25 protein-coding genes are annotated in these 26278 nt (G+C 35.3%); 13 read left to right on the top strand and 12 right to left on the bottom strand.

Annotated elements, in window-relative coordinates:
* Positions 1-25 precede the first annotated feature (25 nt).
* Both RM706_RS05810 and RM706_RS05805 read left to right on the top strand, forming a co-directional pair.
* Complete coding sequence (locus tag RM706_RS05810; RefSeq protein ID WP_311350085.1) at positions 26-502, top strand: acyl-CoA thioesterase; 477 nt, start codon at positions 26-28, stop codon at positions 500-502.
* A 152-nt stretch (positions 503-654) separates the two neighbouring features.
* Positions 655-2865 (top strand): hypothetical protein, encoded by a 2211-nt coding sequence (locus RM706_RS05805; RefSeq protein ID WP_311350084.1) that lies wholly within the window; start codon positions 655-657, stop codon positions 2863-2865.
* A gap of 371 nt (positions 2866-3236) precedes the next feature.
* On the opposite strand, the gene RM706_RS16525 is transcribed toward RM706_RS05805, so the two are convergent.
* From RM706_RS16525 to RM706_RS05765, 9 genes are all read right to left on the bottom strand, one after another.
* The gene (locus RM706_RS16525) at positions 3237-3674 is read right to left on the bottom strand and encodes an MBOAT family O-acyltransferase (RefSeq protein WP_432264964.1); all 438 of its coding nucleotides are present in this window, start codon (positions 3672-3674) and stop codon (positions 3237-3239) included.
* Between the two features lie 59 nt (positions 3675-3733).
* Positions 3734-4189, bottom strand: a complete 456-nt coding sequence (locus RM706_RS05800) for a DoxX family protein (RefSeq protein WP_311350083.1) — start codon at positions 4187-4189, stop codon at positions 3734-3736.
* 65 nt (positions 4190-4254) lie between these two features.
* Positions 4255-4821, bottom strand: coding sequence for a Crp/Fnr family transcriptional regulator (locus RM706_RS05795; RefSeq protein ID WP_311350082.1), 567 nt, complete (start codon positions 4819-4821; stop codon positions 4255-4257).
* 100 nt (positions 4822-4921) lie between these two features.
* The gene (locus RM706_RS05790; RefSeq protein WP_311350081.1) at positions 4922-5815 is read right to left on the bottom strand and encodes a DMT family transporter; all 894 of its coding nucleotides are present in this window, start codon (positions 5813-5815) and stop codon (positions 4922-4924) included.
* Positions 5812-6165 (bottom strand): arsenate reductase family protein, encoded by a 354-nt coding sequence (locus RM706_RS05785; RefSeq protein WP_311350080.1) that lies wholly within the window; start codon positions 6163-6165, stop codon positions 5812-5814. Before RM706_RS05785 ends, RM706_RS05790 begins: the two co-directional genes overlap by 4 nt.
* 13 nt (positions 6166-6178) lie before the next feature.
* Positions 6179-6781, bottom strand: a complete 603-nt coding sequence (locus RM706_RS05780) for a short chain dehydrogenase (protein ID WP_311350079.1) — start codon at positions 6779-6781, stop codon at positions 6179-6181.
* Between the two features lie 15 nt (positions 6782-6796).
* Positions 6797-6967 carry a hypothetical protein gene (locus RM706_RS05775; protein ID WP_311350078.1) on the bottom strand — a complete coding sequence of 57 codons (171 nt, stop codon included), beginning with the start codon at positions 6965-6967 and terminating at the stop codon, positions 6797-6799.
* Between the two features lie 5 nt (positions 6968-6972).
* Positions 6973-7665 carry an aspartate/glutamate racemase family protein gene (locus RM706_RS05770; protein WP_311350077.1) on the bottom strand — a complete coding sequence of 231 codons (693 nt, stop codon included), beginning with the start codon at positions 7663-7665 and terminating at the stop codon, positions 6973-6975.
* Between the two features lie 172 nt (positions 7666-7837).
* The gene (locus RM706_RS05765; RefSeq protein WP_311350076.1) at positions 7838-8140 is read right to left on the bottom strand and encodes an ArsR/SmtB family transcription factor; all 303 of its coding nucleotides are present in this window, start codon (positions 8138-8140) and stop codon (positions 7838-7840) included.
* 68 nt (positions 8141-8208) lie between these two features.
* Between RM706_RS05765 and RM706_RS05760 the strand changes: the two genes are divergently transcribed.
* Positions 8209-8670, top strand: a complete 462-nt coding sequence (locus RM706_RS05760) for a DinB family protein (protein WP_311350075.1) — start codon at positions 8209-8211, stop codon at positions 8668-8670.
* On the opposite strand, the gene RM706_RS05755 is transcribed toward RM706_RS05760, so the two are convergent.
* The gene (locus RM706_RS05755) at positions 8667-9419 is read right to left on the bottom strand and encodes a DUF3298 and DUF4163 domain-containing protein (RefSeq protein ID WP_311350074.1); all 753 of its coding nucleotides are present in this window, start codon (positions 9417-9419) and stop codon (positions 8667-8669) included. The genes RM706_RS05760 and RM706_RS05755 overlap by 4 nt on opposite strands.
* An 82-nt stretch (positions 9420-9501) precedes the next feature.
* Between RM706_RS05755 and RM706_RS05750 the strand changes: the two genes are divergently transcribed.
* The 4 genes from RM706_RS05750 (at position 9502) to RM706_RS05735 (ending at position 15369) form a co-directional block, all read left to right on the top strand.
* Entirely contained in the window at positions 9502-10656 is a 1155-nt protein-coding gene (locus tag RM706_RS05750) for a cystathionine gamma-synthase (protein ID WP_311350073.1), read from the top strand.
* A gap of 143 nt (positions 10657-10799) precedes the next feature.
* Positions 10800-12143: an NADP-specific glutamate dehydrogenase gene (gene gdhA / locus RM706_RS05745; RefSeq protein ID WP_311350072.1), complete on the top strand. Its 1344-nt coding sequence runs from the start codon at positions 10800-10802 to the stop codon at positions 12141-12143.
* A gap of 90 nt (positions 12144-12233) precedes the next feature.
* Entirely contained in the window at positions 12234-12953 is a 720-nt protein-coding gene (recO, locus tag RM706_RS05740; RefSeq protein ID WP_311350071.1) for a DNA repair protein RecO, read from the top strand.
* A gap of 1 nt (position 12954) precedes the next feature.
* A complete protein-coding gene (locus tag RM706_RS05735; protein WP_311350070.1) occupies positions 12955-15369 on the top strand; it encodes a TonB-dependent receptor in 2415 nt (804 codons plus the stop codon).
* Positions 15370-15424: 55 nt separating this feature from the next.
* Here the strand turns inward: RM706_RS05735 and RM706_RS05730 are convergent, their stop codons facing one another.
* Positions 15425-15796, bottom strand: coding sequence for a hypothetical protein (locus tag RM706_RS05730; protein ID WP_311350069.1), 372 nt, complete (start codon positions 15794-15796; stop codon positions 15425-15427).
* A 169-nt stretch (positions 15797-15965) separates the two neighbouring features.
* Here RM706_RS05730 and ileS point away from each other — a divergent pair, with 169 nt between their 5' ends.
* The 4 genes from ileS to RM706_RS05710 all read left to right on the top strand — a co-directional run bounded on the left by ileS (position 15966) and on the right by RM706_RS05710 (position 21059).
* The gene (gene ileS, locus RM706_RS05725) at positions 15966-19364 is read left to right on the top strand and encodes an isoleucine--tRNA ligase (protein WP_311350068.1); all 3399 of its coding nucleotides are present in this window, start codon (positions 15966-15968) and stop codon (positions 19362-19364) included.
* A 2-nt stretch (positions 19365-19366) separates the two neighbouring features.
* Positions 19367-19750: a TraR/DksA family transcriptional regulator gene (locus RM706_RS05720; protein WP_311350067.1), complete on the top strand. Its 384-nt coding sequence runs from the start codon at positions 19367-19369 to the stop codon at positions 19748-19750.
* 92 nt (positions 19751-19842) lie between these two features.
* Positions 19843-20403: a hypothetical protein gene (locus tag RM706_RS05715; RefSeq protein WP_311350066.1), complete on the top strand. Its 561-nt coding sequence runs from the start codon at positions 19843-19845 to the stop codon at positions 20401-20403.
* Positions 20404-20435: 32 nt separating this feature from the next.
* Entirely contained in the window at positions 20436-21059 is a 624-nt protein-coding gene (locus tag RM706_RS05710; RefSeq protein ID WP_311350065.1) for a lipoprotein signal peptidase, read from the top strand.
* Here RM706_RS05710 and RM706_RS05705 read toward each other — a convergent pair.
* Positions 21056-21616, bottom strand: coding sequence for a 5-formyltetrahydrofolate cyclo-ligase (locus tag RM706_RS05705; protein ID WP_311350064.1), 561 nt, complete (start codon positions 21614-21616; stop codon positions 21056-21058). The genes RM706_RS05710 and RM706_RS05705 overlap by 4 nt on opposite strands.
* A gap of 534 nt (positions 21617-22150) precedes the next feature.
* On the opposite strand from RM706_RS05705, the gene uvrC reads away from it, so the two are divergent.
* Both uvrC and RM706_RS05695 read left to right on the top strand, forming a co-directional pair.
* On the top strand, positions 22151-23938 hold the full coding sequence (gene uvrC, locus RM706_RS05700; protein ID WP_311350063.1) for an excinuclease ABC subunit UvrC: 1788 nt from the start codon (positions 22151-22153) through the stop codon (positions 23936-23938).
* A gap of 9 nt (positions 23939-23947) precedes the next feature.
* Positions 23948-26197: a patatin-like phospholipase family protein gene (locus tag RM706_RS05695; protein WP_311350062.1), complete on the top strand. Its 2250-nt coding sequence runs from the start codon at positions 23948-23950 to the stop codon at positions 26195-26197.
* The last annotated feature ends 81 nt before the right edge of the window (positions 26198-26278 follow it).

Raw genomic sequence — 26278 nt, 5'->3', positions numbered from 1 at the left:
TGCATGCATAACAAAATAAGCGATTATGTTTTTAAAAGAATTTGAGATTCGTTGGAGTGATGTTGATGCCAATCGCCATTTGGCCAACTCTGCGTATATCAATTTTATGAGTCATACCCGTATGGCGTATTTGACTGAAATAGGTTTCGGTCATAAACAGTTTTTACATTATCGTATTGGGCCTGTAGTTTTCCATGAACACATCTATTATTTTAAAGAGGTCTTTCCGGGGAAACCCATCAGCGTTTCATTGGAGTTCAAGGGATTAAGTGAAAATGGAATGTTCTTTGAATTTCACCATAATTTTTATGATGCGAAGGGCAAAAATGTAGCGCATTGTGAGATGATGGGGGCTTGGATTGATATGGAAAAACGCTCATTGACGGGACTACCAGAAGAAATTCTCACTATTTTTCAACAACAGGAAAAGCCAGAAGATTTTAAAATATTAACCAAAGAAGATACCCGTAAGTTTGCTAAAGTGCCTAAGGATTTAGGGTGACCAGTATAGAAAGGAAAAACTATCCTTTCTTTTTTTAAACTTTCCTTTTCACATTGCTTTTTAAAAAATTACAGATTCAATAATCAAAGTTTTTAAAAAGTGTATAAGATGTTTAACTTCATGTGCTTGAAAAGCTCGCTCAATTCATGCCTATGAAAAATAAACTGTGGTTATTTCTTATCGTCTTAACTCTTATTTTCTATGGCATTGCTGGCTTTCATTTTTTGACAGGTTGGCATCCCCTTATAATGATGATTATTGCAATGTTTTTAGGCCTTGCAACTATATCAATTGCTTACGGTCTAATAAGCTTAATTAATAAAAAGTTCAGAAAAATACCAGCTAAATATATTGTTCCTGTAATTAGCACAATTGTTGGTTTGTTTATTTTAAAATTAGTAGGTTTCGGGTGGCCAGTATTGATCTTTTTGACGGTAACTGCATTGGGCATATCCTGCTGTAGTATTTTATTTTGTTTTTTAAAGAAAAAATCTACTCTCTCAGCAATCATCTTAGGAATTTTTATTGTTGTTATAGGTTTAGTCTTTTTTGTATTTATAAACCAAGGTTCAGACCCTTTCGAAAAAGAGTTATCATTGGCATTCTCGCCAAAGCAAAATTCCAATTTAGATGACTTACAACTTGAAAATCCAGCAGTATTAGGACCTTATCAAGTAAAGCAATTTACCTATGGTAGCGGTAAAGATGTGCAGCGAAAAGAATATGCTGAAGGCGCTACATACATAACAAATAGTGTAAATGGCAAATGGCTCATACCTGACTGGAAGGGGAAAAAGAAAAAATGGCGAGAACGCTATTGGGAGTTTGGTCATGAGAACTTTCCATTAAACGGTAGGGTTTATATGCCAGAAGGTAAAGGCACATTTCCATTAGTACTAATTGTACATGGTAACCATAACATGATAGATTACTCAGATGATGGATATGGTTACCTCGGAAGCTTATTTGCAAGTAGAGGGTTCATTACTGTTTCTGTTGATGAAAATTTTTTAAATGGGCATTGGTCAGGAGATTTTAGAGGTAAGGAAATGCCCGCCAGGGCATGGTTACTTCTTAAACACCTTGAACAATGGCAAAGTTGGAATTCAGATAAAAATCATGAACTGGCCAACAAAGTTGATATGAACAATATTATGCTTGTTGGTCATTCAAGAGGAGGTGAAGCCGTGTCTATCGCCGCAGCATACAATAAACTACCCTATTTTCCCGACAATGCAAAAGAGAGATTTGATTTTAATTTTCATATTAAAGGTGTGGTGGCAATAGCACCAACTGATTATAGATATCATCGAAAAATTCGATTAAAGAATCTGAATTTTTTGAGTATTCAAGGGTCGTATGATTCTGATGAGGTCAGTTTTTGGGGTATGCGCGCATATCGAAGATTAACTTATAACGATACAATTTCCAGATTTAAGTCTGGCGTATATATCCATCATGCCAACCATGGTCAATTTAACTCTACTTGGGGCAATTCAGATTTTGGAGCACCTTCAAAATGGCTATTGAATTTGGCTCCATTACTAGAAGAGAAACAGCAGCAAGAAGCTGCCAAGGTTTTTATCAGTGCGTTTGCAGAGGCTACATTAAAAAACAATCAAGAATATACTGCCATTTTCAAGAATGCTGCTTTTGCCAAACAATGGTTACCGAAAGAACAATATCTTACTCATTTTGAATCGTCAGACTTTAAAACTATTACCGATTTTGAAGAAGATATTAATATAAATACAGCAAGAGATAGTACCAAATTACAGTCGAAGAATTTAGCACTATGGAGAGAGGAAAATTTAAGTACTCGGGACAAAAATTCACAAGAGAATAATGCCGTTGTTTTGGGATGGGACAAAAAAGACTCTCTCAAAACTAATAAGATAGGTTCTTACGAAATATCACTATCTGAAAAGCATAAGTCTTTTTTTAAAAAAAGATTGTTCCTACAGTTTGCTCTAGGCGCAGGAAACCATGCATGGTTAAACTCAAACAAAATCAATAAAGAAGAAAATGTAAAACAAGATGAAAGCAAAAGAAAAGTACCGCAATTGGATTTCAATATCCAATTAACTGATGAACAAGGGCAAACTTCTTCTATTAAAATAAGTGATTTCAAAGAAATTCCGAAGCCTTTAAAAACACGCTTTACCAAATTCGAATTTTTAGACAAAGAGATGATTGGCGAAGATTGGGAAGTTCAATTACAGACGTATCATCTTTCTTTAAAGGCTTTCACCGATAAGAATGTCAATTTAAATTTAGAAGATATAAGAACCATCACATTTCTATTTGACGAAACCCCCTATGGGGTTCTTGTGCTAGATGAAATAGGGTTGTCTCCAAAGTAAATAAAGTAGGATATCATTGATAGTTTCAAAATTATTTCCTGAGGTGCAAATAAAAATATTACGTATTTCAAAACAATATGAACTTGAATGAGCTTGCCCAAATGATTAGCACACTGGTATGCCAAAAGTTTTAAGGATGGTTTGATTAAGCTAAACTTTCAAAAGAATATAAAGTATTGACCAAAGAAGATACCCGTAAGTTTGCTAAAGTGCTTAAGGATTTAGAGTGAGAGTCTTGTGTATGGCTCTTTACGAAAAATCATAACTAATATACCGCCATAACCTAAAGATAACAAATCACAATGAATACCGATTAGGAGTTCAGCTGCAATGAGTTATACAAGTTGTTGTATATGGGTTTTCCTAAATCTTTAAATTAGAATTTTCGTTATGTAAAAGGTCATTAAAAAACATAGGGATATGATACTCAAATTGACTAAAGCACGAAACGACCACTTCTGTTTATTAAAATCATGTTTTAAATATTTCGTCATTAAAACTGTAATACCCATTATAGCAAACCATATTGTAAAGAATAATGATGTTTTTTTCCTATAAATAATAGTTATTACATCGTGTATTAGTCCACAGAATATGAATGTGAACAACAAGGCAAATGCAACGGGAATTCTTTTTTTAAGGGGTTTAAATATGTACTTCCCTAAATAGTATCCAAAAACCGGATTCCAATAATTCCAGAAAGTGGAGAAGTTCTTAGCTCCTAATGAGCGATATAAATTGTTTCTCAATGATTTTGAACTTCCAATAGGTACTCCATTTCTTTTCCTTATATATTCAGCTAATGTCATTTTAATAAACTTGCGATTGTTTTTTCAGCTTATATCTATTGTTAACCAATAGCTTTCCCTTAAAAAATTCGGATTGAGCTAAAATAAGTCCAAACAATAAACAGAAATTGTAAAGGAATTCTGAACCATAGATAGGAAGGACCATATCCGTCAAATGTTCCTTTTTGATAATTCACATTATTTAAAGAAGCGTAAATATTAGCTGGTAACATCAATATTAGGAAAATAATTAAAGTCCATCCGCTTATTGTTTTTAATTTCGGCATAAGCAACCCAATTGCTAAAAGAATTTCGAAAAGTCCCGTTAAATGGACAAAAGTCTCTTTATATGGAATAAATTGCGGTATCATCATTGACATCCCTTTGGTAAATGCAAAATGTCCAATAGCTGTAAAGCATAACATTATTGCTATCGCTATCCTTGCTGATAAAGCAAAATCGTAAGATTTATTAATAATTTTTACCATGAAAATGGCAATTGCAAAACTTGATAAAAGTACTATTAACGGTTTCATAATTATTCTCTTTTAATTCATTTACAAATTTCATAAATGAATTTAGAGATTACAATGAACCCAGGTTAAGTAATTCGTTTACGTATCCTGCTTAAGGCTTGAGGCGTAACACCAATATATGAGGCAATGTATTTTAATGGAACTTGTTTTAGTAATTTTGGACGTTCCAAGAACAAGTCCAAATAACGTTCCTCTGCAGTTTTGTTTAATAGTGAAATTTCTCTTTTAGACTTAATTAAGAACATATTTTCTGCCATCCTTCTCCCAATGATGTTTCCGCTTTTGGTCTTTTCATATACCTCCTGAAGGTCTTTGAACGATATTCGCCACAAAGTTGAGCTTGTAAGTGTCTCGATTTCATATTGTGAGGGGGTTTGGGTAATAAAAGAATCATAAGCAGTCACAAATTGATTCTCAAATAAAAAGCCAAAGGTTAAATCACTTTCTTCTTGCGGAATATAGTATCTCACTATTCCTTTGGAGAGAAAAGACATATGGCCTTCTATTCCGCCAATTTCTATTAGGGTTGATTTTTTCTTAAATTTTTCCTTGTACAATTTTGAAGAAAAAAGGTCCCAATCAGAATCGTTCATTGGACAAATAGTGGCAATGAACTTTTTAATTTCTTCCATTCTGTGGGTTTTCAGCTTGTGGCTAACAATTGCGTATAAATCATTACTAATCTATATAGCTGCCTATGTGCAAAACTAAGATACTTAGAAAAAATTGCTTTTAGGCCCTGGGACGAACCTTCTTACTTGCCAAATACACCCCGACCAACACCAAAATTGTAGCTCCTATTTTAACTATAGTAAGGGAGTCTTTACCGGTCAGTAAAGCGAAGACTATTCCGAATATGGGTTGCACATATATAAAAGCCCCAATGGTAGAAGCTTTTAATTCTGTCATTGCAAAAATATTAAACAGATAGGTCATAAAAGTAGTACATATAACTACAAAAGCTACCACGCCATAAGCCCAAAGCGGCATGGTGTTCCATTCAATCTCTAAAAAACTTGAAAACGTTATGGGGAAATTAATAAGGAGGGCAATGGTAAACAACCATTTCATCAAGGTAAAGGGGTGATACTTTTCTACCAACTTTTTTGCCACTACCAAATACGAACCATAAGCCGTTGCATTTACGATAAACAAAAGATTCCCCAAAGGAATGTTTGGAGCGTCTTGCCGAAGCTCGGCACCAAAAAGCACCAAAGAAACCGCACCGATAAAGCCTAATACAATTCCTAAGCCCTTATTTATAGTAATGCGCTCTCTTAAGAAAAACGCTGATAAAGCTACCACAAAAATTGGGCTAATAGTAACCAACACCGAACTATTGATAGGAGTAGATAACTCCAAGCCTTTAAAAAAGGAAAGCATATTAATTACCATTCCTAAGATGGCTGCCAAAACCAAACGTCCCCAGTCTTTTTTTTCAATCTTTTCTTTCGGGCCAAAAAAAGAAATGCCCCAGAACAATATCGTAGCACCAACGACACGCAAAAAAATAAACCCAAAAGGAGTTACATAGGTGGGCATTACCCCTTTGGCTAAGGTATGGTTAATGCCATAAATAGTAGTTGCGCCAATAGCCGCCAGCAGCGCTAGCGTTCTTTTGCTCATCCGTGCAATGCAGTTTTGGCAGCTTCAACCTGTTTTTTGGCATTACCAATGAAAATCTGGTCATCCACAACAACTACAGGTCGCTTTAAAAAGGTGTAATGTTCCAGAATCAGGTCTTTATAATCGTCCTCCCCCAATTCTTGATTATTCAATCCACGTTGACGAAAAAGCATTGCTCTTCTGCTAAATAAATCTTCATAATTATCTGTCAAAGCTCGCATCTCTTCCAGTTCACTTGGGGTTACCCCTTTTGACTTTATCTCTCGCAATTCAATGCCATCAAAAGGTTCTAGCTCTTTTAAAATTTTCTGGCAAGTCTTACAGGTTTCTAGGTGATATATTTTTTTCATTTTTAAGTAATTCTTATTCGTAAATTCTTATTATTTGTCCATTATCTTTTCCGAGAACGCTCCTAACATATCCGTTAACCACTTTTTTCATTGGAACCGGATTATGCCCCGGAAAATAGTCTCTATACTTTTCATAAGCGTCTTTAACCATTCCGGCTGAAACAACATTCACCCGCACACCATTTTCTATCTCTAAAACTACCGCTTTTACAAAGCTATGAATTGCTCCGTTCACCATGGCAGCACTTGCCGTTTTAATTACAGGATCATCTGCCAAAATACCTGTTGTTAGCGTAATAGAACCCCCTGATTTTAAATAGTTTTGTCCAATGCGTACTAGATTAACTTGGCCCATGAGCTTGCTTTTAAAGCCGATATAATAATCTTCCTCAATAAGGTCATTAAAATTGGCCCATTTAGCCGCACCAGCCGCACAGATTATAGCGTCGACTTTACCTAGATTTTTAAACATAGTTTCTATAGAAGCACTATCTGCTATATCCACCTTGATATCAGCATTTTTTCTTCCTGCTACAATAACTTCATGCTCGGCTTTAAAGTGTTTGGTTAGCGTTTTACCTATTGTTCCGTTACCTCCAATAATTAAAATTTTCATGCCTGTTGTGGGTTTTTATAAAAATTCGTCATTTCTAGTGATTTTTGAAGCATTGCCGATAAAAATTGTATCGAGAAAAGAATTTTCGACTAAAAAACCTTGTTCTCGATACTTTTTCATTTGAAAAAACTCGAACTGACAGTTTTTTAGGAAAATCAATACACAAAATGCACTAGGGGTTTTCATACCATTTAGTTTAGTGCAAAATCAATTGCCATTTGCGAGTGAACCAAAGTTGTATTGAATGTTGGAAGAGCAACTTCTTTATCTGGAATCAATATAGGAAGTTCGGTACACCCTAAAATCACGCCTTCCACACCTTGGTTTTGCAATTTTGAAATAATGTTTAAGCATTTTTCTTTAGCATCTGTCGTAAACTTTCCTTTTACCAGTTCGTTATAGATAATGTCTTGCAGAAAAACACGATCTTCCAATTCAGGGATAATGACTTCAAGTCCATATTGATCTTCTAAAATTCTGGTATAAAAGTCTTTTTCCATAGTGAATTGGGTTCCTAAAAGTGCAATTTTCTGCAACCCCTGTTCTTCAATGGCTCTGCCCGTAGCATCTGCAATATGTAGAAAGGGCATGGTAATCGCATCTTTTATAGCATTACTTACCAAATGAATAGTGTTGGTACAAAGCACTATCATATCTGCACCTGCCTTTTCTAGCTTAGCCGCATGTATTGCCATAAGCTCTCCTATCGCATCCCAATTATCTTCAAACGAATATTTTTCAATTTCAGAAAAGTCGACAGAGCTCATGATAATTTTAGCTGAATGCGAACCCCCTAGTTTTTGTTGTACTAACTTGTTTAGGTATTCATAATACACTTTTGAAGACTCCCAACTCATGCCTCCTATTAAACCAATTGTTTTCATCTGTTATTTTATTTTTGACATTTCTTCAGCACCTAAAATCCTCAGTTTTAAAATCCAATTTAAAACAGCTTTTAAAATACTTTTATGCTTTGCTTGTTCTTCTGTCTGACAATATATCGTATTTGAATTCATTTTTAGATTTCGCTATTTATAGATATGTTATTTTAAAAAATTACAACTCTTCCTTCAAACTTTTCATATACGCCTGTATGACATCATCATTTCTTTTATAATATGTCCACTTACCATGCCTGGTAGGAATAACCAATCTTGCATTTTGCATACTATTCAAATAGGTTGAAATAGTAGATTGTGACAAACCTGTTTTATCTTGAATAAACCCAACACAAACACCATCATCAAAATGATCAATATCTTGGTGGGGGGGGAAATTCGCTTCAGGATCTTTTAACCACTTTAAAATATCAACTCGAGTTTGATTTGATAAAATTTTACTTATTTCAACTATATTCACATTACAAACATACAAATTATATTTACATATCTAGAATTTTAGATATGTTTTAACAAAAACATTAATTCTTGGACAACTTATTTACTATTATCCGACAAAATCGCAAAGGGCTATATCATTTTTTAAAAAGCACTCCAAGAGAAGAACTTTTCAAAATTCCTGATGGCTTTAATAACAACATATGGTGGAATATCGCCCATGTGGTAGTTACCCAACAAAAATTGGTCTATGGCTTAAGTGGTCTTCCGTTAAATATAGATCAAGAGCTGGTGCAGAAATACCAAAAAGGAACATTCCCTAGCGGTGAACCAAGTGCAGATGAAGAAGAAACTATAAAAGGACTGCTATTCAGCCTGCCTAAAAAAACAGAGGAAGATTATAAAGCTGGTTTGTTTGCCTCCTTCAAACCCTATATGACTACCCCTAAAGTCGAGCTTAAGTCGGTTGAGGATGCTTTCGCTTTTAATGTCTATCATGAAGGTCTTCACTTAGGAAGTATTTTCGCCCTTATGCGGGCTGTAAAAAACTAGTTGATTTTTACACTGTATTTTTCTTTCAAAAATTGATTTGCCTGCTCAAACGGAATTATCAATTCGATTGGTCCATCTGCATATGAGGCCACTTCATACTGATTGTAAATTAATTGAATTCCTTCATCAGTAAATCCTAGATTTTCAGCCAGATGAAAGGTATCGCCTGAAAACATAAATCCCGTTGCGTTGATGTTAGCTTTCTTTGGAACATCATGTTCATTTCGAAATCTGTCTTCGGCCAATGCTATAAAACCTTCTAAATCTGAAAACATCTCGTGGTTTTCCAACTCTATTCCTTTGAGTTTATCAAAATTCAAAAAAGTTGCTGAGCCATAGCCATGAGCGCCTCCAGTAAATGTATAGGTATTCAAAACTAAACTTGCCAGTGCAGCACTCTCGAAGATTACTTCACCATTTATCTCAGCTTCCCAACCAATGGCTTCATCATCAAACTTCTGTTGAAACTCTTGATAGCTTTGCGTAAAAGATTTCATCGCACCTTGAACAGTATTTACGTCGGCTGTATCTTCAAATTTTAAGGTGTAGATCAATTCTTCTGAAATCGAATTGTTTATCGTTCTCGCAATTCTTGTTTCATCCAATGCCTGCGGAACTTCAATTTTAATGTTAGGACAATCATCACACTTTTCATTTTCTAGTTGTAGCTTTTCAAAAGTAAGTTTCGATTCAGTTTCGCAACCAAGTGCAAGTAGTATCAAAAAAATAAAGGATAAGCTTCTTTTCATAGCGCATTTTTGGTTTTTCAAAAATAGACTTTGATTGATTACTCCAAAACTTAACGATACATTTGTGTCATAATTTTTCAGCATGAGCAATAAAGACTTAAAATTCAATAGCAAAACTATTCACGGAGGGCAACAACCAGATGCCGCTTATGGTGCGGTAATGCCTCCTATTTATCAAACCTCAACATACGCCCAAACCACTCCTGGTGGTCATAAAGGTTTTGAGTACTCGCGTAGCGCAAACCCAACGCGTACAGCATTAGAAAATTCTTTGGCAAGTATTGAAAATGGCTCTTATGGTCTAGCATTTGGTAGTGGTTTAGCCGCTATTGATGCCGTAGTAAAACTATTAAATCCTGGTGATGAAGTAGTTTCTACCAACGATCTTTATGGCGGTAGTTATCGAATTTTCAAACAGATATTCGAAAAATTCGGAATTACATTCCATTTTATTGGAATGCAATCTTTAGAAACGATTGAGTCACATATCAATACCAATACAAAATTGATTTGGGTAGAAACTCCTACCAATCCAATGATGAATGTCATTGATATTAAAGGAGTTTCAGCATTGGCCAAAAAGCACGGTTTGCTTTTAGCCGTTGACAATACTTTTGCCACGCCTTATTTGCAAAGACCATTAGATTTAGGTGCTAATATTGTAATGCACTCTGCCACAAAATATTTAGGGGGCCATAGTGATGTGGTTGTTGGAGCTTTGGTCGTAAAGGACAAAGAATTGGCCGATAAATTATATTTTATCCAAAATGCAAGCGGTGCCGTTTGTGGCCCAATGGATAGTTTTTTGACATTGCGCGGTATCAAAACCCTTCATGTGCGTATGCAGCGCCACTGTGACAACGGAAAGGCAATTGCCGAATACTTAGCCAATCATCCTAAAATTGGAAAAGTATATTGGCCTGGTTTTGAGCATCATCCCAACCATCATATCGCAAAAACCCAAATGGATGATTTTGGCGGAATGATTTCTTTCGTACCTAATGGAAGCAGTTATGAAGATGCAATTATGATTGTGGAACGCTTGAAGTTATTTACGTTAGCAGAGTCACTTGGTGGTGTAGAAAGTTTAGCAGGTCACCCAGCTAGTATGACCCACGCTAGTATTCCAAAGGAAGAGCGAGAGAAGAGCGGTGTTGTTGATGCTCTTATCAGATTGAGTGTGGGTATTGAAGATGCCGATGATTTAATTGCAGATTTGGAGCAAGCAATCGGTTAAATTGTTCTAAATCTTTTTTTTGAAATATTTTTAAAAAGAGCATTCTTAAATTATACAAATAGCATAATTTTACCGTCATATTCCTAATTCAACAAAATAACCCTTTTTAATAGTTAAAGGATTAACAAATTAGCAATCTGTTTATGGAACAAAAAATCAAAGCATTTATGGACGAGGTCATTACCAGAAATGGTCATGAGCCTGAGTTTATTCAAGCTGTACAAGAAGTTGCAGAAACTGTAATTCCGTACATCGCCAAGCACAAAATCTATAATGGTAAAAACATTCTACTAAGAATGGTAGAGCCCGAACGTTTACTTTCTTTTAGGGTGGCATGGGTCGATGACGATGGCGAGATTCATGTAAATCGCGGGTATCGAATTCAAATGAATTCAGCCATTGGTCCTTATAAAGGTGGATTACGCTTTCACCCTACAGTAAATGCCAGCGTTTTGAAGTTCTTGGCCTTTGAACAGGTTTTCAAAAACAGTTTGACAACCCTACCCATGGGTGGTGGTAAAGGTGGTTCTGATTTTGACCCTAAAGGAAAGTCTGATGATGAGGTAATGCGTTTTTGCCACGCTTTCATGTTAGAGTTGAATAGACATATAGGTCCAAACACAGATGTGCCGGCTGGTGATATAGGTGTTGGTGCTCGTGAAATCGGTTTCCTTTTTGGGATGTATAAAAAAATACGCAACGAATTTACGGGGGTACTGACAGGTAAAGGACGTTCTTGGGGCGGTTCTCTTATTCGCCCTGAAGCAACTGGTTATGGAACTGTTTATTTTGCCGATAGCATGCTGAAAACCAATGGGGAATCTTTTAATGGCAAAAATGTTGTGATTTCGGGTTCAGGAAACGTGGCACAATATGCCGCTGAAAAAGTATTACAACTTGGTGGGAGAGTGTTGACCCTTTCCGATTCTGGTGGATACATTTATGACAAAGACGGAATTGACAATGAAAAACTAGCTTTTGTGATGGACTTAAAAAACAACCGTCGCGGAAGAATTTCCGAATATGCCGATAAATATGCTTCTGCTACTTATCATGCCGGTAAAACCCCGTGGGAAGTAGCATGTGATGTCGCATTACCGTGCGCCACGCAAAATGAATTGCATGGCGGTGATGCAGAAATTTTGATTAAAAATGGCTGTATTTGTGTTGCTGAAGGGGCAAATATGCCCTCTACACCAGAAGCTATTCATGCTTTCCATGAGGCTAAGATTTTATTTGCTCCAGGTAAAGCTTCCAATGCAGGTGGTGTTGCTACTTCAGGACTTGAAATGTCTCAAAATTCACTTCGTATTAGCTGGACCCGTGAAGAAGTAGATGAAAAACTAAAAGGAATTATGGAAGATATCCATGATTCTTGTATTGAGTTTGGCAAAGATGAAGAAGGCTACTGTAACTATGTAAAAGGTGCAAATATTGCCGGCTTTGTAAAAGTTGCCGATGCCATGTTGGCCCAAGGTGTTATTTAGGCCTCAGGCTTAAGAATACATATTTAGACCCGTTAGGCTTGTGTCAAGAATTTGGCATCTAAAAACCTAACGGGTCTTTATCTTTACAAAATGCTAGTAACCACCAAAGCAATTGTTCTTTCTTCTTTAAAATATGGAGACACCAGTCTTATTGTTAAAGCGTACACTGAATCAGATGGTTTAAAATCATATTTATTGAAAGGTGTTCTAACTTCAAAGAAAGGGAAGCTAAAGCCTGCATATTTTCAACCGTTAATGCAATTAGAGCTTACTGCATTCCATAAAAACAAAGGCACTTTAGAAAATATTAGAGAGGTTAAGGTCATTCATCCCTATTTAAATTTACATACCCATATTATAAAAAATAGTTTAGTGTTGTTTTTAGCCGAAATGCTTGGAAACAGTATTCAAGAAGAAGAGAAAGATCTTTCGCTTTATAACTATTTAGAATATGCATTGCAATGGCTTGACTTAAATGATAAAATTGCAAATTTCCATCTATTATTCTTATTGAATTTGACCAAGTATTTGGGGTTCTATCCGGAAGAAACAAATCATAAATCTAACTATTTTGATCTCTTGGAAGGTCAGTTCATTACAAGACCATCATTGAATCCTTTAATTGCAAAAGATCAACTTCTTTCTTTCAAACAGCTTTTGGGCATAAATTTTGATGCATTATTGACACTAAAAATAACCAAGGCCAATCGCGAATCGCTTTTAAAATCAGTTATTCTGTATTTTGAGCTACATTTGCACGGATTTAGAAAACCCAAGTCTTTGGCCATTTTAAATGCAGTGTTCGACTAGTATGCACAAGGTAGGCTTCATTGTTTTTTTGTTTTTCATTACCGCTTCAGTTTCTGCCCAGCAAATACATGTTTTAGATGCTGATTCAGGCAATGGCATAGTCAATGCAGCTATTTTCAACCAAGATAAATCTAAGACCGCCATCACCGATTTTGATGGACGCAGTGACCTTTCCACTTTCAATCCAAATGAGCGTATTACCTTCAGACATATCAGTTACGAGACCTTCCAAACCACAAAAGCTCAATTAAGTAAAAAAGGCAATCGAGTGTATTTGACCCTTAAACCCGAACAATTGGATGAAGTAGTCATGTCTGTATCTAAATGGGAACAACAACGAAAAGACATTCCTCAAAAAATAGCATCCATTGACGCAAGAAGCATTGCCTTTGCTAATCCTCAGACTTCCGCGGATGTGTTACAGAACAGTGGAAAGGTTTTTGTTCAAAAAAGCCAGTTAGGTGGTGGAAGTCCCATGATCAGGGGGTTTTCTACCAATCGCTTATTACTTTCGGTCGATGGCGTTCGTATGAATAATGCTATTTTTAGAGGTGGTAATGTTCAAAATGTCATCTCAATTGATCCTTTTACCATAAAAAATACTGAGATTATTTTTGGCCCTGGATCCGTCATTTACGGCAGTGATGCAATAGGCGGAGTCATGAATTTTTTTACTCAGGTACCAAGATTTTCTTATACGGATAGCCTTACTTTTTCTGGCAATACCAATTATCGATTTGCTTCAGCAAATTCTGAAAACACTTTTCATACTGACTTCAATTTAGGTCATCAAACTTGGGCTGCATACACCAGTTTTTCATATAATGATTTTGGTGATTTAAGAATGGGCAGTCATGGCCCTGAATCTTACCTACGTAATAATTTTGTGATTCGAGAAAATGGGCAAGATGCTTTAGTGAATAATGAAAATCCAAAAAAGCAAATTACATCAGGTTATAACCAGATAAATTTTCTTCAAAAATTTCGGTATAAGCCCAATAATATATGGAACTATGATTTAGGGCTATATTATTCTGAAACTTCTGATTATTCAAGATATGATCGGTTAATCAGGCCCAATGACACTGACGATGGATTACGCTCTAGCGAATGGTTTTACGGACCCCAAAAATGGTTCATGGGTAATTTCCAAATAACAAAACAAGGGAAAGGTAAATTCTATGATGGGGTAAAATTAACTACTGCCTATCAATTTTTTGAGGAGAGCAGAAACAGCCGAAACTTTCAAACTCTCGCCAGAAACACTACACTTGAACAAGTGGATGCCCTATCAGTAAATTTAGATTTTGAGAATAAAAAAATTGGCGATTTACAGTTGTATTATGGTGCAGAGTATATTTTCAATAAAGTGCGTTCTTTCGGAGAAGATCGAAATATTGAGACAAATGAAGTTTCTAGAGCCGTATCACGCCATCCTGATAAGTCTACATGGCAAACCTTTGCTGGCTATGTAAATGCCAGTTATCAAATAAAGCCTAATTTAACTTTACTTTCGGGCATGCGCTACAGCCAAGTTTGGGTTGATGCACAATTTGATGATACACTATTTGATTTTCCTTTTGATGAAGCAGATTTGATAACCGGGGCATTGACTGGCAGTTTGGGTATAAGTTGGTTTCCAAAAGCAGATTTGCAAATCACCTTAAACGGCTCAACAGGGTTTAGAGCCCCCAACATTGATGATATTGGAAAGATTTTTGATTCTGAGCCAGGTTCGGTTGTAGTGCCTAATCCTGACTTAGAGCCTGAATATGCTTATAATGTTGACTTCGGTATTCAGAAAAACTTTAACGATAAAGTAGTTGTTAAAGGTGCTGCCTTTTACACCTATTTAGTTGATGCATTAGTCCGCCGGGATTTTACTTTTAACGGTTTGTCTGAAATAGAATTTAACGGAGAGTTGAGTAATGTACAGGCTATTCAAAATGCAGCGAAAGCCTATGTATATGGTTTTGAATTCGGAGCTGAAGCTTTTATGACAGAAAACCTATCATTCGTTGGAAATTTAACCATAACCGAAGGGATTGAAGAAGATTCAAATGGAACTGATTCGGCAGCTAGACACGCAGCCCCCACATTCGCGGATGCCCATTTGATATGGAAAAATCAAAAATTTAAAGCTGACTTATTTTTAAATTATAATGAGGAAATTGCCTTTGAAGATTTGGCGCTTTCTGAACAGAGCAAAGATTTTATTTATGCTTCTGATAAGAATGGAAATCCTTTTTCTCCTTCGTGGTATACGTTAAATTTTCGGTCGCAATATCAAATTTCAAATGCTTTAAAAACTACCTTGAGTCTTGAAAATTTTACAGACCAACGCTATCGAACCTATTCATCAGGCATTGTTGCACCCGGCATCAATCTAATTTTAGGTTTAGGGTATTCCTTTTAAAACAAAAAACCCTGACTATTATGCCAGGGTCTAAGCTAGTGTGGGGTGTCTTAGCTTATCTATTATCGTCTGTGACTTCCTCTACTTCTTTAGCTATTTTGTTAGCTGTACCTTTCATATCATCTCCAGCTTCCTTTACAGCATCTTTAGCATCCTCCCCCATTTCTTTGGCTTTATCCATAGTCGCTTCTCCCGTTTTCTTGATACTATCCATAGCCTGCTCACCAGCTTCTTTTAATTCTTCTCCGGCCTCATTTGCTGCATCTTTTAAATCTTTGCCAGCTTCCTTTAGATTCTCACCTGCTTCTTCAAGCGCGTTTTCTGTTGCTTCCGCAGCATCCTTAGCCTTCTTTGTAGCTTCTTTACAAGAAACCAATACAGATGTGGTCATTGACAATGCCAAAATGGCCAATAATACTTTTTTCATTTAAATGGTTTTTAGTATTCGTTATATATTCATCTACGTTCGATAGTATGATTTAGATCTAAATCATACTAGTAAGACACAGCTTTTATCTTTTAGGTCACTGAATACTACCTAATTCGGTCTAAATTTTTATTTTTGCACCCTTATAAATCCAGAAGGAGAACGCTTTATGAAGTTTGCAGAATATAAGGGATTAGACCTGCCTAAAGTAGCCGATGACATATTGGACTATTGGAAGGAAAATAACATCTTCGAAAAGAGTGTGAGTACTCGTGAGGGTAAGGAAAGCTATGTTTTTTATGAAGGTCCGCCATCTGCAAACGGAATGCCAGGGATTCATCACGTTATGGCACGTACCATAAAAGATATTTTTCCTCGGTATAAAACCATGAAAGGTTTTCAAGTAAAGCGAAAAGCAGGTTGGGATACCCATGGCCTACCTATTGAGCTTGGAGTGGAAAAGGAGCTCGGTATCACTAAAGAAGATATCGGCACAAAGATTTCTGTTGAAGCCTATAATGAAGCTTGTAAAAAAGCGGTCATGCGCTATACTGATGTATGGAACGAAATGACCGAAAAAGTAGGGTATTGGGTAGATATGGATGACCCATATATTACTTACAAATCAAAGTATATGGAATCTGTTTGGTGGTTATTAAAACAGATTTATGATAAAGAATTGATTTATAAAGGGTATACCATTCAGCCTTACTCACCAAAGGCGGGTACTGGTTTAAGTTCACACGAACTTAATCAACCTGGCACTTATCAAGATGTTACGGACACAACGGTTACTGCGCAATTTAAAGCTGTCGAAAGTACCCTCCCAGACTTTTTGCAGAATGAAGGTACAGTTTACTTTTTAGCATGGACGACAACCCCCTGGACCTTGCCTTCAAATACAGCATTAACCGTAGGGCCAAAAATTGATTATGTTTTAGTGGAAACTTATAATCAATATACTTTTAAGCCTATGAATGTTATACTTGCCAAAAACTTGGTAAGTAAACAATTCGCTGGGAAATTTCACCAGGTTGAAGAGAAGCCTGCACTTATTGATTATAACGCAGGTGATAAACAAATACCTTTCTACATTGTAAAAGAATTTAAAGGTAAAGACTTGTTGGAGATTCGATATGAACAGTTGATTGATTATACATCTCCATATCAAAATCCAGAAAATGCTTTTCGCGTAATCGCAGGTGACTTTGTAACTACTGAAGATGGTACCGGTATTGTGCATACAGCTCCTACTTTTGGAGCAGATGATGCCTTTGTAGCTAGGCAAGTACAACCAGAAGTTCCGCCTATGTTGGTGCTAGATGAAAACAACAATCCTGTTCCCCTTGTAGATCTACAAGGTAGATTCCGTCCAGAATTAAAAGAGTTTGGAGGGAAATATGTTAAAAACGAGTACTACGATGATGGCAAGGCACCCGAAAGATCTATTGATGTTGAAATTGCCATTAAACTAAAAGAGGAAAATAAAGCATTTAAAGTAGAGAAGTACCTGCACAGTTATCCGAATTGCTGGCGTACTGATAAGCCTATTCTATACTATCCACTTGATTCTTGGTTCATTAAGGTCACCGACATTAAAGACCGTATGTTCGAATTGAATGAGACTATCAATTGGAAACCAAAATCAACAGGAGAAGGTCGATTTGGCAATTGGCTGGCGAACGCCAATGATTGGAACCTTTCACGTTCACGCTATTGGGGAATTCCATTACCAATTTGGAGAACCGAAGACGGTATGGAACAAATCATGATTGGCTCTGTAGCAGAACTCAAAGCGGAAATGGGAAAAGCAGTTGAAGCTGGAGTTCTTGAAAAAGACATCTTTGATGATTTTGTGGTGGGTGATATGAGTGAGACTAACTATGATAAAATTGATTTACATAAGAATATCGTAGATCAAATTATACTGGTTTCCGTATCAGGAAAACCCATGAAACGTGAATCTGATTTAATTGATGTATGGTTTGACAGTGGTTCTATGCCTTATGCGCAATGGCATTACCCATTTGAGAACAAAGACTTTATCGATAATAACAAAACTTTTCCAGCAGACTTTATTGCCGAAGGTGTTGATCAAACGCGCGGATGGTTCTATACACTTCATGCGATAGGCACCATGGTCTTTGATTCTGTCGCCTATAAAAATGTGGTCTCCAACGGATTGGTACTCGATAAAGAAGGCAAAAAAATGTCAAAACGTTTGGGCAATGCCGTAGACCCATTTGAAACACTACCAGAACATGGTGCAGATGCAACACGCTGGTATATGATTTCAAATGCAAATCCCTGGGATAATTTAAAGTTTGATATTGATGGCGTTGTTGAAGTAAAGCGCAAATTTTTTGGAACGCTTTACAATACGTATTCCTTCTTTTCGCTTTATGCCAATATTGATGGATTCTGCTACAAAGAAGATGAAATTGAACTTGCTAATCGTCCTGAGCTTGATCAATGGATTCTATCAGAATTGAATACAGTCATCAAAAAAGTTGATGAAGCTTATAACGACTATGAGCCCACCAAAGCGGCTCGTTTTATTTCTGACTTTGTACAAGAAAATTTAAGCAACTGGTATGTACGTTTAAGTAGGAGACGTTTTTGGAAAGGTGATTATCAACATGACAAAATATCTGCCTACCAAACTCTTTATACCTGTTTGCAAACTGTTGCCAAATTGGCTGCACCCATTGCTCCATTCTTTATGGATAGGTTGTATAGAGATTTGGATGCCGTAACCAATAATGAAAGTTTTCAAAGTGTGCATCTCGCGAACTTTCCGGAGTTTGATTCATTAATGGTCAATACAGGTTTAGAAAGCAAAATGCAAAATGCTCAAAAAATTTCGTCTTTGGTTCTTTCAATCCGTCAGAAAGAAAAAATTAAAGTACGGCAGCCTTTACAAAGAATTATGATCCCTGTTTTAAGTGCTGTGCAAAAAACAGAAATTGAGGCAGTTACGGAGCTTATCAAATCAGAAGTCAATGTAAAGGAAATTGAATTAATGGATGACGCCTCTGATATTTTGGTCAAACAAATTAAGCCCAATTTTAAGGTTCTTGGTCCTAAATTTGGGAAGGACATGAAATTAGTTTCAAATGCTATTAGCACCTTGAATCAGGAAGATATCCAAAAAATTGAACAACAAGGCGAAATATCGCTTGCATTAGAAAATAAAACTATTATTTTACAGTTGTCAGATGTAGAAATTACATCTCAAGATATTGAAGGTTGGTTGGTAGCAAGTTCAGGTTCTTTGACTGTTGCCTTAGATATTTCCATTAGTGATGACTTAAAAAATGAAGGTATCGCTAGGGAGTTGGTCAATAGAATTCAAAATTTGAGAAAAGAATCTGGTTTTGAAGTTACTGACAAGATAAATTTAAAAATTTTAAAAGATGGCTTTGTAGAAAAAGCTGTAGCAAATAACGAGAATTATTTAAAAAGCGAGACATTGACAGCAGAACTCGTTTTTGAAGAACACTTAGATGAAGGCACTGAAATTGCCTTTGATGAAATAAATACAAAATTGTTTATCCAAAAACATTAAAAATGGCACAAGATTTAAAAATAAGATACTCAGATAAAGACTTGGCAGAGTTCAAGATTTTGATTGAAGAAAAAATAGAAAAAGCCAATAAACATCTAGAATTGTTAAAGAGTTCTTACATGAACGATGGAAACAATGGCACCGATGATACCTCACCGACTTTCAAAGCTTTTGAAGAAGGTTCAGAAACCATGAGCAAAGAAGCAAATACACAATTGGCAATTCGTCAAGAAAAATTTATTCGAGACCTAAAAAATGCACTTCTTCGTATAGAAAATAAAACCTATGGTATTTGCCGTGTTACAGGAAAGCTTATAAATAAAGAGCGCTTAAAACTTGTTCCACACGCAACATTGAGCATTGAAGCAAAGAATATGCAGAAGTAGTAAAAACGCTTGTAGGCGTTTTTAAAGTTATGAGAGTATCTCTCTTTTTTATTTCCTTTATTTCATTTTTCCATTTAATACAATCACAAAAATTGGTTAAAAAAGTGATTGCAAATCCTGATAACCAATATATTTTTATTGATACAAAAAACTGTTATCAGGTTAATTTAAAAACTATCGCTTCTAAAGAATTGGTAGTAAAGGCATCTATAGAAGGGGAATATCTGAGAGATTTAGTAGTTAAGGTCGAAGACAATGGCAAAGATGTGTTTGTCAGCGCAGGTTTTCTGCCAAATTTTATAGCACCTAACGATAAGTTAAGTGCACATAAGGTAATTTCTATATCCTTGGATATTAACATTCCTCAAAACTCCAATGTCCAACTTTTTGGAACAAATAGTATTCTTTATGCAGAAGGAAATTACAAGTTATTGCAAGTAAGTCTAGCTGACGGTGACTGTACTTTGAACAATATAATTGAAAAAGCAGAGGTTAAAACCCAAAAAGGCAATATCGTAGTAATCGCAAAAAACGGAACTATTGAGGCAACAAGTACTTATGGGGAAGTTAGTGAACATAATATTCCGAAAGGCTTCGCAAGCTACATATTAAAGTCTGTTGAGGGTGATATACAAATAAATAAAACCGAATAATATGGTTATTTTTGCCAATCTATAATTGAAAAATGAGTCTAAAAAAATCACTGCTTCTAATAGTTCTTGTACTACTGATAGACCAAATCAGTAAAATTTATATAAAAACACATTTTGTATATCAAGATTCTATTGAGGTATTTAGCTGGTTCAAAATTCTTTTCATTGAAAATGAAGGAGCGGCTTGGGGAACAAAACTCAGTGATCTCTTACCAATTTCAGATTCGGCAGGAAAACTAGTCCTAACTATTTTTAGACTTTTTGCCATTTGCGGAATTGGCTATTGGCTATATGATATCATCAAAAAAAGTGCTCCCAAGGTATTGATATTGGCAGTATCTCTAATTTTTGCTGGTGCTTTGGGAAATATTATCGATTCTATATTTTATGGAGCAATTTTCAATGATAGCTATAATGAAGTTGCCACATTGTTTACTGATGAACCCTACGGTAAGCTTTTTTATGGTAAAGTTGTAGACATGCTTTATTTTCCAATAATCAAAAACGCAACTTGGCCATCATGGATTCCATTTATCGGTGGGGATAATTTCTCTTTTTTTGATCCCATTTTTAATGTAGCGGACACCGCAATTAGCACTGGTGTTGGTATTCTTATTTTCTTTAACAAAAAAGCATTTGCTAAAGCCAAAGCTTAGAACTTATATATATTATCAGGAGCAACGCAATAGTCCAAGGGGATATCATGTTCCCCAACATCCTTAATTTCCTCTTCAGGCTCAAAAAATGAAAGTCCGACTCTAGTAACATCTTTTCTACATTTAGCTAGAAAAGAATCATAATACCCTTTTCCGTAACCCACTCTGTTTCCATTCTTATCATAAGCCAATAAAGGAATGAAGACAACATCTATTTTGTTATCTTCAATTTTTATTCCATCTACAGGTTCTGGAATATTTAATTTATTTGGTTTTAGTAATGTGCTATCTGTTAAAAGATAGTTCTCTAAACGATTTGCTGAGATAGTTTTAGGAACTACAATGTTTTTATCCTTGCCTTGAAGTATAGTAATAAGGGGTGAACTATCAACTTCTTGATTTTCTTTAATCGATAAGAAAGTGTGATAAAAAGAAAAATTCCAAATAGGAAGACTTAACATTCTATTTGAAATTTCTAAACTTTGATTTGCAATAGTATCGGAATTGAGTAAAGCTCTTTTACTCTTATAATGTAATCTAAGTTCTTTTTTTAGCACCTACTTTTTAATGTAGATTTAGTTTTAGGGAATCAAAAAGTACTTTAATCTCGTGTTGCTACAGCGTAGTATATTTTGAAAAATAGCATCAAAATCAAATACATCCCTAAAACAATGATATAATTTTCCATGCGTGAATTAATTTTCATCTAAAATAAGGAATAATATTAATAAAGTCCTATGAAATGTTTGATTTTATCGTTGAAATACACTTTTTTCAGAAAAATTTAACTAAAAAACTATAAATAATTGAAAATCAAACATTTAAATTTTTTAGCTTTTTGACATTTAAATACATTATTTAGGTGTTAGAACTTGAAAATCTCGAATGAAAGCGAAAATTTGTAAGATTATGTAAAAAAATAGGCTCACTAAATGTTGAAAATGAATAATCTTAATAAATAATTGAAAAATTAATAATTCCAAATTACTTGTATGGGATTGAAACACTTTCAAGTTCGATATAAATGTTGGTTGAATAATGTGCCGAAAAGCAGTAATTTTAAATCATCTCATTAAAAATGAGAACGGTTTATGACAGGCTTACCTATAGATGTACAACTTAGTGCGCTCCCCTCAAATCCAGGGGTGTATCAATTTTATGATACAGAGGGCAAGATACTTTATGTTGGCAAGGCTAAAAACCTAAAGAAACGCGTATCCTCATATTTCACAAAAAACCATGAATATGGCAAGACCAAGGTTTTGGTCAAAAAAATCGAAGACATCAAGCACATTGTGGTTGCAAATGAATCTGATGCTCTTTTGCTTGAAAATAGCCTTATAAAAAAGCATCAGCCCAGATATAATGTTCTTTTACGCGATGATAAAACCTACCCTTGGATTTGCATAAAAAACGAACGTTTCCCTAGAATCTTTCCAACAAGAAAATTGATTAAAGATGGGTCTGAATATTTTGGCCCGTATACAAGTATGAAAACGGTAAAAACACTCTTAGAACTTATTAAAAGTGTTTATCCTCTCAGAACATGTAATTATGACCTTTCTGCTCAGAAAATAAGCTCAGGTAAATACAAACGTTGTTTAGAATTTCATTTGGGCAATTGCAAAGCTCCATGTGAAGACTTGCAAACAGCGGAAGAATATCATAGACAAATAGATGATATTCGACTTATCATTAAGGGTAATTTTAAAAGCTCTTTAAATTATTTCAAACATCAAATGAAAGTTCTAGCTCAAGAAATGGAGTTTGAAAAAGCACAACGCATCAAAGAAAAAATAGAAGTCCTTGAAAATTATCAAGTTAAGTCGACTATCGTCAATCCTAAAATAAGTCACGTAGATGTGTTCTCTATTTTTGCTGATGAAACGCATGGTTATGTGAATTTTTTACAAGTCTCACATGGTTCTATAATTAGGTCACATACGCTAGAGATAAAAAAGAAATTAGATGAAACCGATGAAGAATTGCTGCAATTGGGTATCATTGAAATACGCCAACGTTTTGGTTCAAAATCAAAAGAACTTTATCTACCATTTTACGTGGCACTTGACAATAGCTTAAAAGTCACCATTCCTAAGTTAGGAGATAAACGCAAATTACTAGACCTGTCAACAAGAAATGCTAAATTTTTCAGGCAAGAACGGTTCAAACAAATAAGGATTACAGACCCAGATAGACATACCAAACGAATTATGGCTCAAATGAAAGCCGGTTTAAGACTTTCCGAAGAGCCAAGACATATTGAATGTTTTGACAATTCAAACATTCAGGGCAGTAATCCTGTTGCTGCATGTGTCGTTTTTAAAGATGGAAAGCCATCAAAAAAAGAGTACCGTCATTTCAACATAAAAACAGTAACGGGGCCTGACGATTTTGCATCTATGGAAGAAGTGGTATTTAGAAGGTACAAAAGACTTCTTAACGAAGCAGAATCATTACCGCAGCTTATTGTAATTGATGGAGGAAAAGGACAACTTTCTTCTGCCGTTAAAAGTTTAGATATTTTAGGTCTGCGCGGTAAGATTGCCATTATCGGAATTGCTAAACGATTGGAAGAGATTTATTTTCCCGAAGATTCCATACCGCTATACTTGGATAAAAAGTCAGAAACCCTAAGAATTATCCAGCAATTACGCAACGAAGCACATCGTTTTGGCATCACTTTTCATAGAAACAAGAGAAGTACTAAAGCGATTAACTCAGAGCTGGCAAAGATTGAAGGAATTGGTGACAAGACAGCAGAACAACTTTTAAAAGAATTCAAATCTGTAAAACGAATAAAAGAGGCTTCTATTGATACCTTAGCAGCGACGATTGGCCCGGCCAAGGCAAAAAAGGTTTTTGAATCATTTCATTGAAGTAACGGTATGCTCAAAAAAAACATTTTTCTTGTCTTCTTACTTATTGCTAGCAATGTGCTTTCTCAAAAGGAACAGAAAATTGGCTTGGTATTAAGCGGAGGAGGTGCCAAAGGCCTTGCACATATAGGAGCTTTAAAGGTTATTGAAGATGCTGGTGTTCAAATAGATTACATAGGTGGAACAAGTATGGGAGCCATAGTTGGTGCTTTGTATGCCTCAGGTTATTCGGCGTATGAATTGGATTCTATTTTTAGTTCAACTGATTTTGCAAAGCTTATTCAAGATAATGTACCCCGCGGCGCAAAAACATTTTACGAGAAAGATGATTCTGAACGATATGCCCTTGGGTTACCTTTTGATAATTTTAAAGTTTCTTTCCCACAAGCGATTTCCGGCGGACAAAACATATACAATGAATTCGTTCGATTACTATATCATGTAAAAGACATTAAAGACTTTAATAAATTACCTATTCCGTTTTTATGTATTGCAACGAATGTTGAAACAGGAAAACCTGTTTTATTGAACAACGGCTATCTACCAGAAGCCATTATGGCAAGTGGAACATTGCCATCACTTTTTGAACCGGCAGAAGTTGGTGGAAATATATTGATTGATGGGGGTGTTGTCAATAACTACCCAATTGATGAGGTTAAGGCCCTTGGTGCAAATTTAATTATTGGTGTTGATGTTCAAGACGAATTATCTAGCCGAGAAGCTCTATCCTCGGCCACTGAAATACTCCTTCAGATTAACAATTATCGAACGGTTAACGATATGGTATTAAAAAAAGAAAACACAGATATTTATATAAAGCCCGATATTAAGAACTTTTCGGTTATATCATTTGATGAAGGAACTGAAATAATTGAAAGTGGAGAACTTGCGGCAAAACAAAAGCTGGATGAACTAATTGCCTTAAGTAAAAAAAAGAAAAAAGAAGCTTTGTTTCAAGACAAAGTAAATACTATTGATAGTCTTACCATTAATCGTTTAATAATTAATGGCAACGAAACCTATACAAGAGGTTATATAAAAGGAAAACTGCGTTTTAACCTAGCCGATAAAATCTCTTTTGAGAAATTAAAAAAAGGCATAAACAACCTTGCAGCAACAGGTAATTTCAAGGCTATTCGATATCAATTGGTCTCTAATGGCCTAGGTACAGACCTTATTCTAAAACTTAAGGAAAAGCCCACGAAAATGTACATAAAAATGGGCGCACATTATGATGACCTTTACAAAAGCTCGGCCTTGATAAATCTTACTCGAAAGAATTTTTTTTTAAAGGATGATGTTGCCTCTTTTGATCTAATACTAGGTGACCATGTACGTTATAATATGCAATACTATGTTGATAAGGGTTTTTATTGGAGTTTTGGCGTCAACTCAATGTTCAATGATTTTGATGAAGAGATTAATTTTAATTTGATAAGAAACAATTTCGATGTATTAGATGACCCAAATATTGCGGAAATAAATTTAGACGTAACAGATTTGACCAATCAGGTTTATTTACAGACCGTTTTGCGAGAGGAATTTGCATTTAGTATGGGGCTAGAACACAAACTACTTCGCTATAGTACAAGAACGATTAACAATATTGCTCCTGACCAATTAGAAAATTTTCAGCCCGCACCAGGCAATAGAACATTTTTTGAAGACAGTCATTATTTTAGCACTTATGGTAAATTGACTTTTGACACTTATGATGATAAATACTTTCCAACAAAAGGATTGTTTTTTGACGGTGATTTTCACTTTTATCTATTATCATCTGACTTTAATAATAACTTTAAAGAGTTCTCCGTTACAAAGGGCAGAATAGGGACAGCAATACCTATTTTTTCTGATTTGTCAATAAACATTGAGACAGAAGGTGGATTTAAGTTAGGCACTTCAAATGTCACCTCGTTCGATTTTGTTTTAGGCGGTTTTGGCAATGACCCAATAAACAATTTTATTCCTTTTTTTGGATACGATTTTTTAAGCCTGCCCGGTAATAGTTTTGTAAAAGCTTATACAAGGTTAGACTATGAAATCGCTCCAAAAAACCATTTCTTGTTTACGGTTAATGTAGCTAATGTGGCCGACGATATTTTTAGAACGGGAGATTGGTTTACCAGTCCTGATTTTTCGGGTTATGGAATAGGTTATGGCCTTGAATCTTTTATTGGTCCTATTCAAGTTTACTATTCTTGGACACCGCAATTAGACGCAGGCAACGTATTTTTTAGTATTGGGTACTGGTTCTAAGATTGCATTTTGTTAGCAATTTGTCTTAGTTTTTTCTTAAAAAAACAAATAGATATATTAAGGTATTGCAAATAGTCTGGT

It is taken from the genome of Croceitalea rosinachiae (assembly GCF_031846445.1).
GTDB lineage: Bacteria > Bacteroidota > Bacteroidia > Flavobacteriales > Flavobacteriaceae > Croceitalea > Croceitalea rosinachiae.
This window is presented reverse-complemented; position numbering and strand designations above follow the sequence as displayed.

What these genes read in the sequence shown, in the direction of transcription:
- RM706_RS05770 (WP_311350077.1), bottom strand. Translation starts at nt 7,665, where the DNA reads ATGAAAACAATTGGTTTAATAGGAGGCATGAGTTGGGAGTCTTCAAAA.
- RM706_RS05750 (WP_311350073.1), top strand. Translation starts at nt 9,502, where the DNA reads ATGAGCAATAAAGACTTAAAATTCAATAGCAAAACTATTCACGGAGGG.
- RM706_RS05730 (WP_311350069.1), bottom strand. Translation starts at nt 15,796, where the DNA reads ATGAAAAAAGTATTATTGGCCATTTTGGCATTGTCAATGACCACATCT.
- RM706_RS05790 (WP_311350081.1), bottom strand. Translation starts at nt 5,815, where the DNA reads ATGAGCAAAAGAACGCTAGCGCTGCTGGCGGCTATTGGCGCAACTACT.
- RM706_RS05735 (WP_311350070.1), top strand. Translation starts at nt 12,955, where the DNA reads ATGCACAAGGTAGGCTTCATTGTTTTTTTGTTTTTCATTACCGCTTCA.
- RM706_RS05800 (WP_311350083.1), bottom strand. Translation starts at nt 4,189, where the DNA reads ATGAAACCGTTAATAGTACTTTTATCAAGTTTTGCAATTGCCATTTTC.
- uvrC (WP_311350063.1), top strand. Translation starts at nt 22,151, where the DNA reads ATGACAGGCTTACCTATAGATGTACAACTTAGTGCGCTCCCCTCAAAT.
- RM706_RS05775 (WP_311350078.1), bottom strand. Translation starts at nt 6,967, where the DNA reads ATGAAAACCCCTAGTGCATTTTGTGTATTGATTTTCCTAAAAAACTGT.
- recO (WP_311350071.1), top strand. Translation starts at nt 12,234, where the DNA reads ATGCTAGTAACCACCAAAGCAATTGTTCTTTCTTCTTTAAAATATGGA.
- RM706_RS05695 (WP_311350062.1), top strand. Translation starts at nt 23,948, where the DNA reads ATGCTCAAAAAAAACATTTTTCTTGTCTTCTTACTTATTGCTAGCAAT.
- RM706_RS05755 (WP_311350074.1), bottom strand. Translation starts at nt 9,419, where the DNA reads ATGAAAAGAAGCTTATCCTTTATTTTTTTGATACTACTTGCACTTGGT.
- RM706_RS05780 (WP_311350079.1), bottom strand. Translation starts at nt 6,781, where the DNA reads ATGAAAATTTTAATTATTGGAGGTAACGGAACAATAGGTAAAACGCTA.
- RM706_RS05795 (WP_311350082.1), bottom strand. Translation starts at nt 4,821, where the DNA reads ATGGAAGAAATTAAAAAGTTCATTGCCACTATTTGTCCAATGAACGAT.
- RM706_RS05805 (WP_311350084.1), top strand. Translation starts at nt 655, where the DNA reads ATGAAAAATAAACTGTGGTTATTTCTTATCGTCTTAACTCTTATTTTC.
- gdhA (WP_311350072.1), top strand. Translation starts at nt 10,800, where the DNA reads ATGGAACAAAAAATCAAAGCATTTATGGACGAGGTCATTACCAGAAAT.
- RM706_RS05810 (WP_311350085.1), top strand. Translation starts at nt 26, where the DNA reads ATGTTTTTAAAAGAATTTGAGATTCGTTGGAGTGATGTTGATGCCAAT.
- RM706_RS05710 (WP_311350065.1), top strand. Translation starts at nt 20,436, where the DNA reads ATGAGTCTAAAAAAATCACTGCTTCTAATAGTTCTTGTACTACTGATA.
- RM706_RS16525 (WP_432264964.1), bottom strand. Translation starts at nt 3,674, where the DNA reads ATGACATTAGCTGAATATATAAGGAAAAGAAATGGAGTACCTATTGGA.
- ileS (WP_311350068.1), top strand. Translation starts at nt 15,966, where the DNA reads ATGAAGTTTGCAGAATATAAGGGATTAGACCTGCCTAAAGTAGCCGAT.
- RM706_RS05785 (WP_311350080.1), bottom strand. Translation starts at nt 6,165, where the DNA reads ATGAAAAAAATATATCACCTAGAAACCTGTAAGACTTGCCAGAAAATT.
- RM706_RS05720 (WP_311350067.1), top strand. Translation starts at nt 19,367, where the DNA reads ATGGCACAAGATTTAAAAATAAGATACTCAGATAAAGACTTGGCAGAG.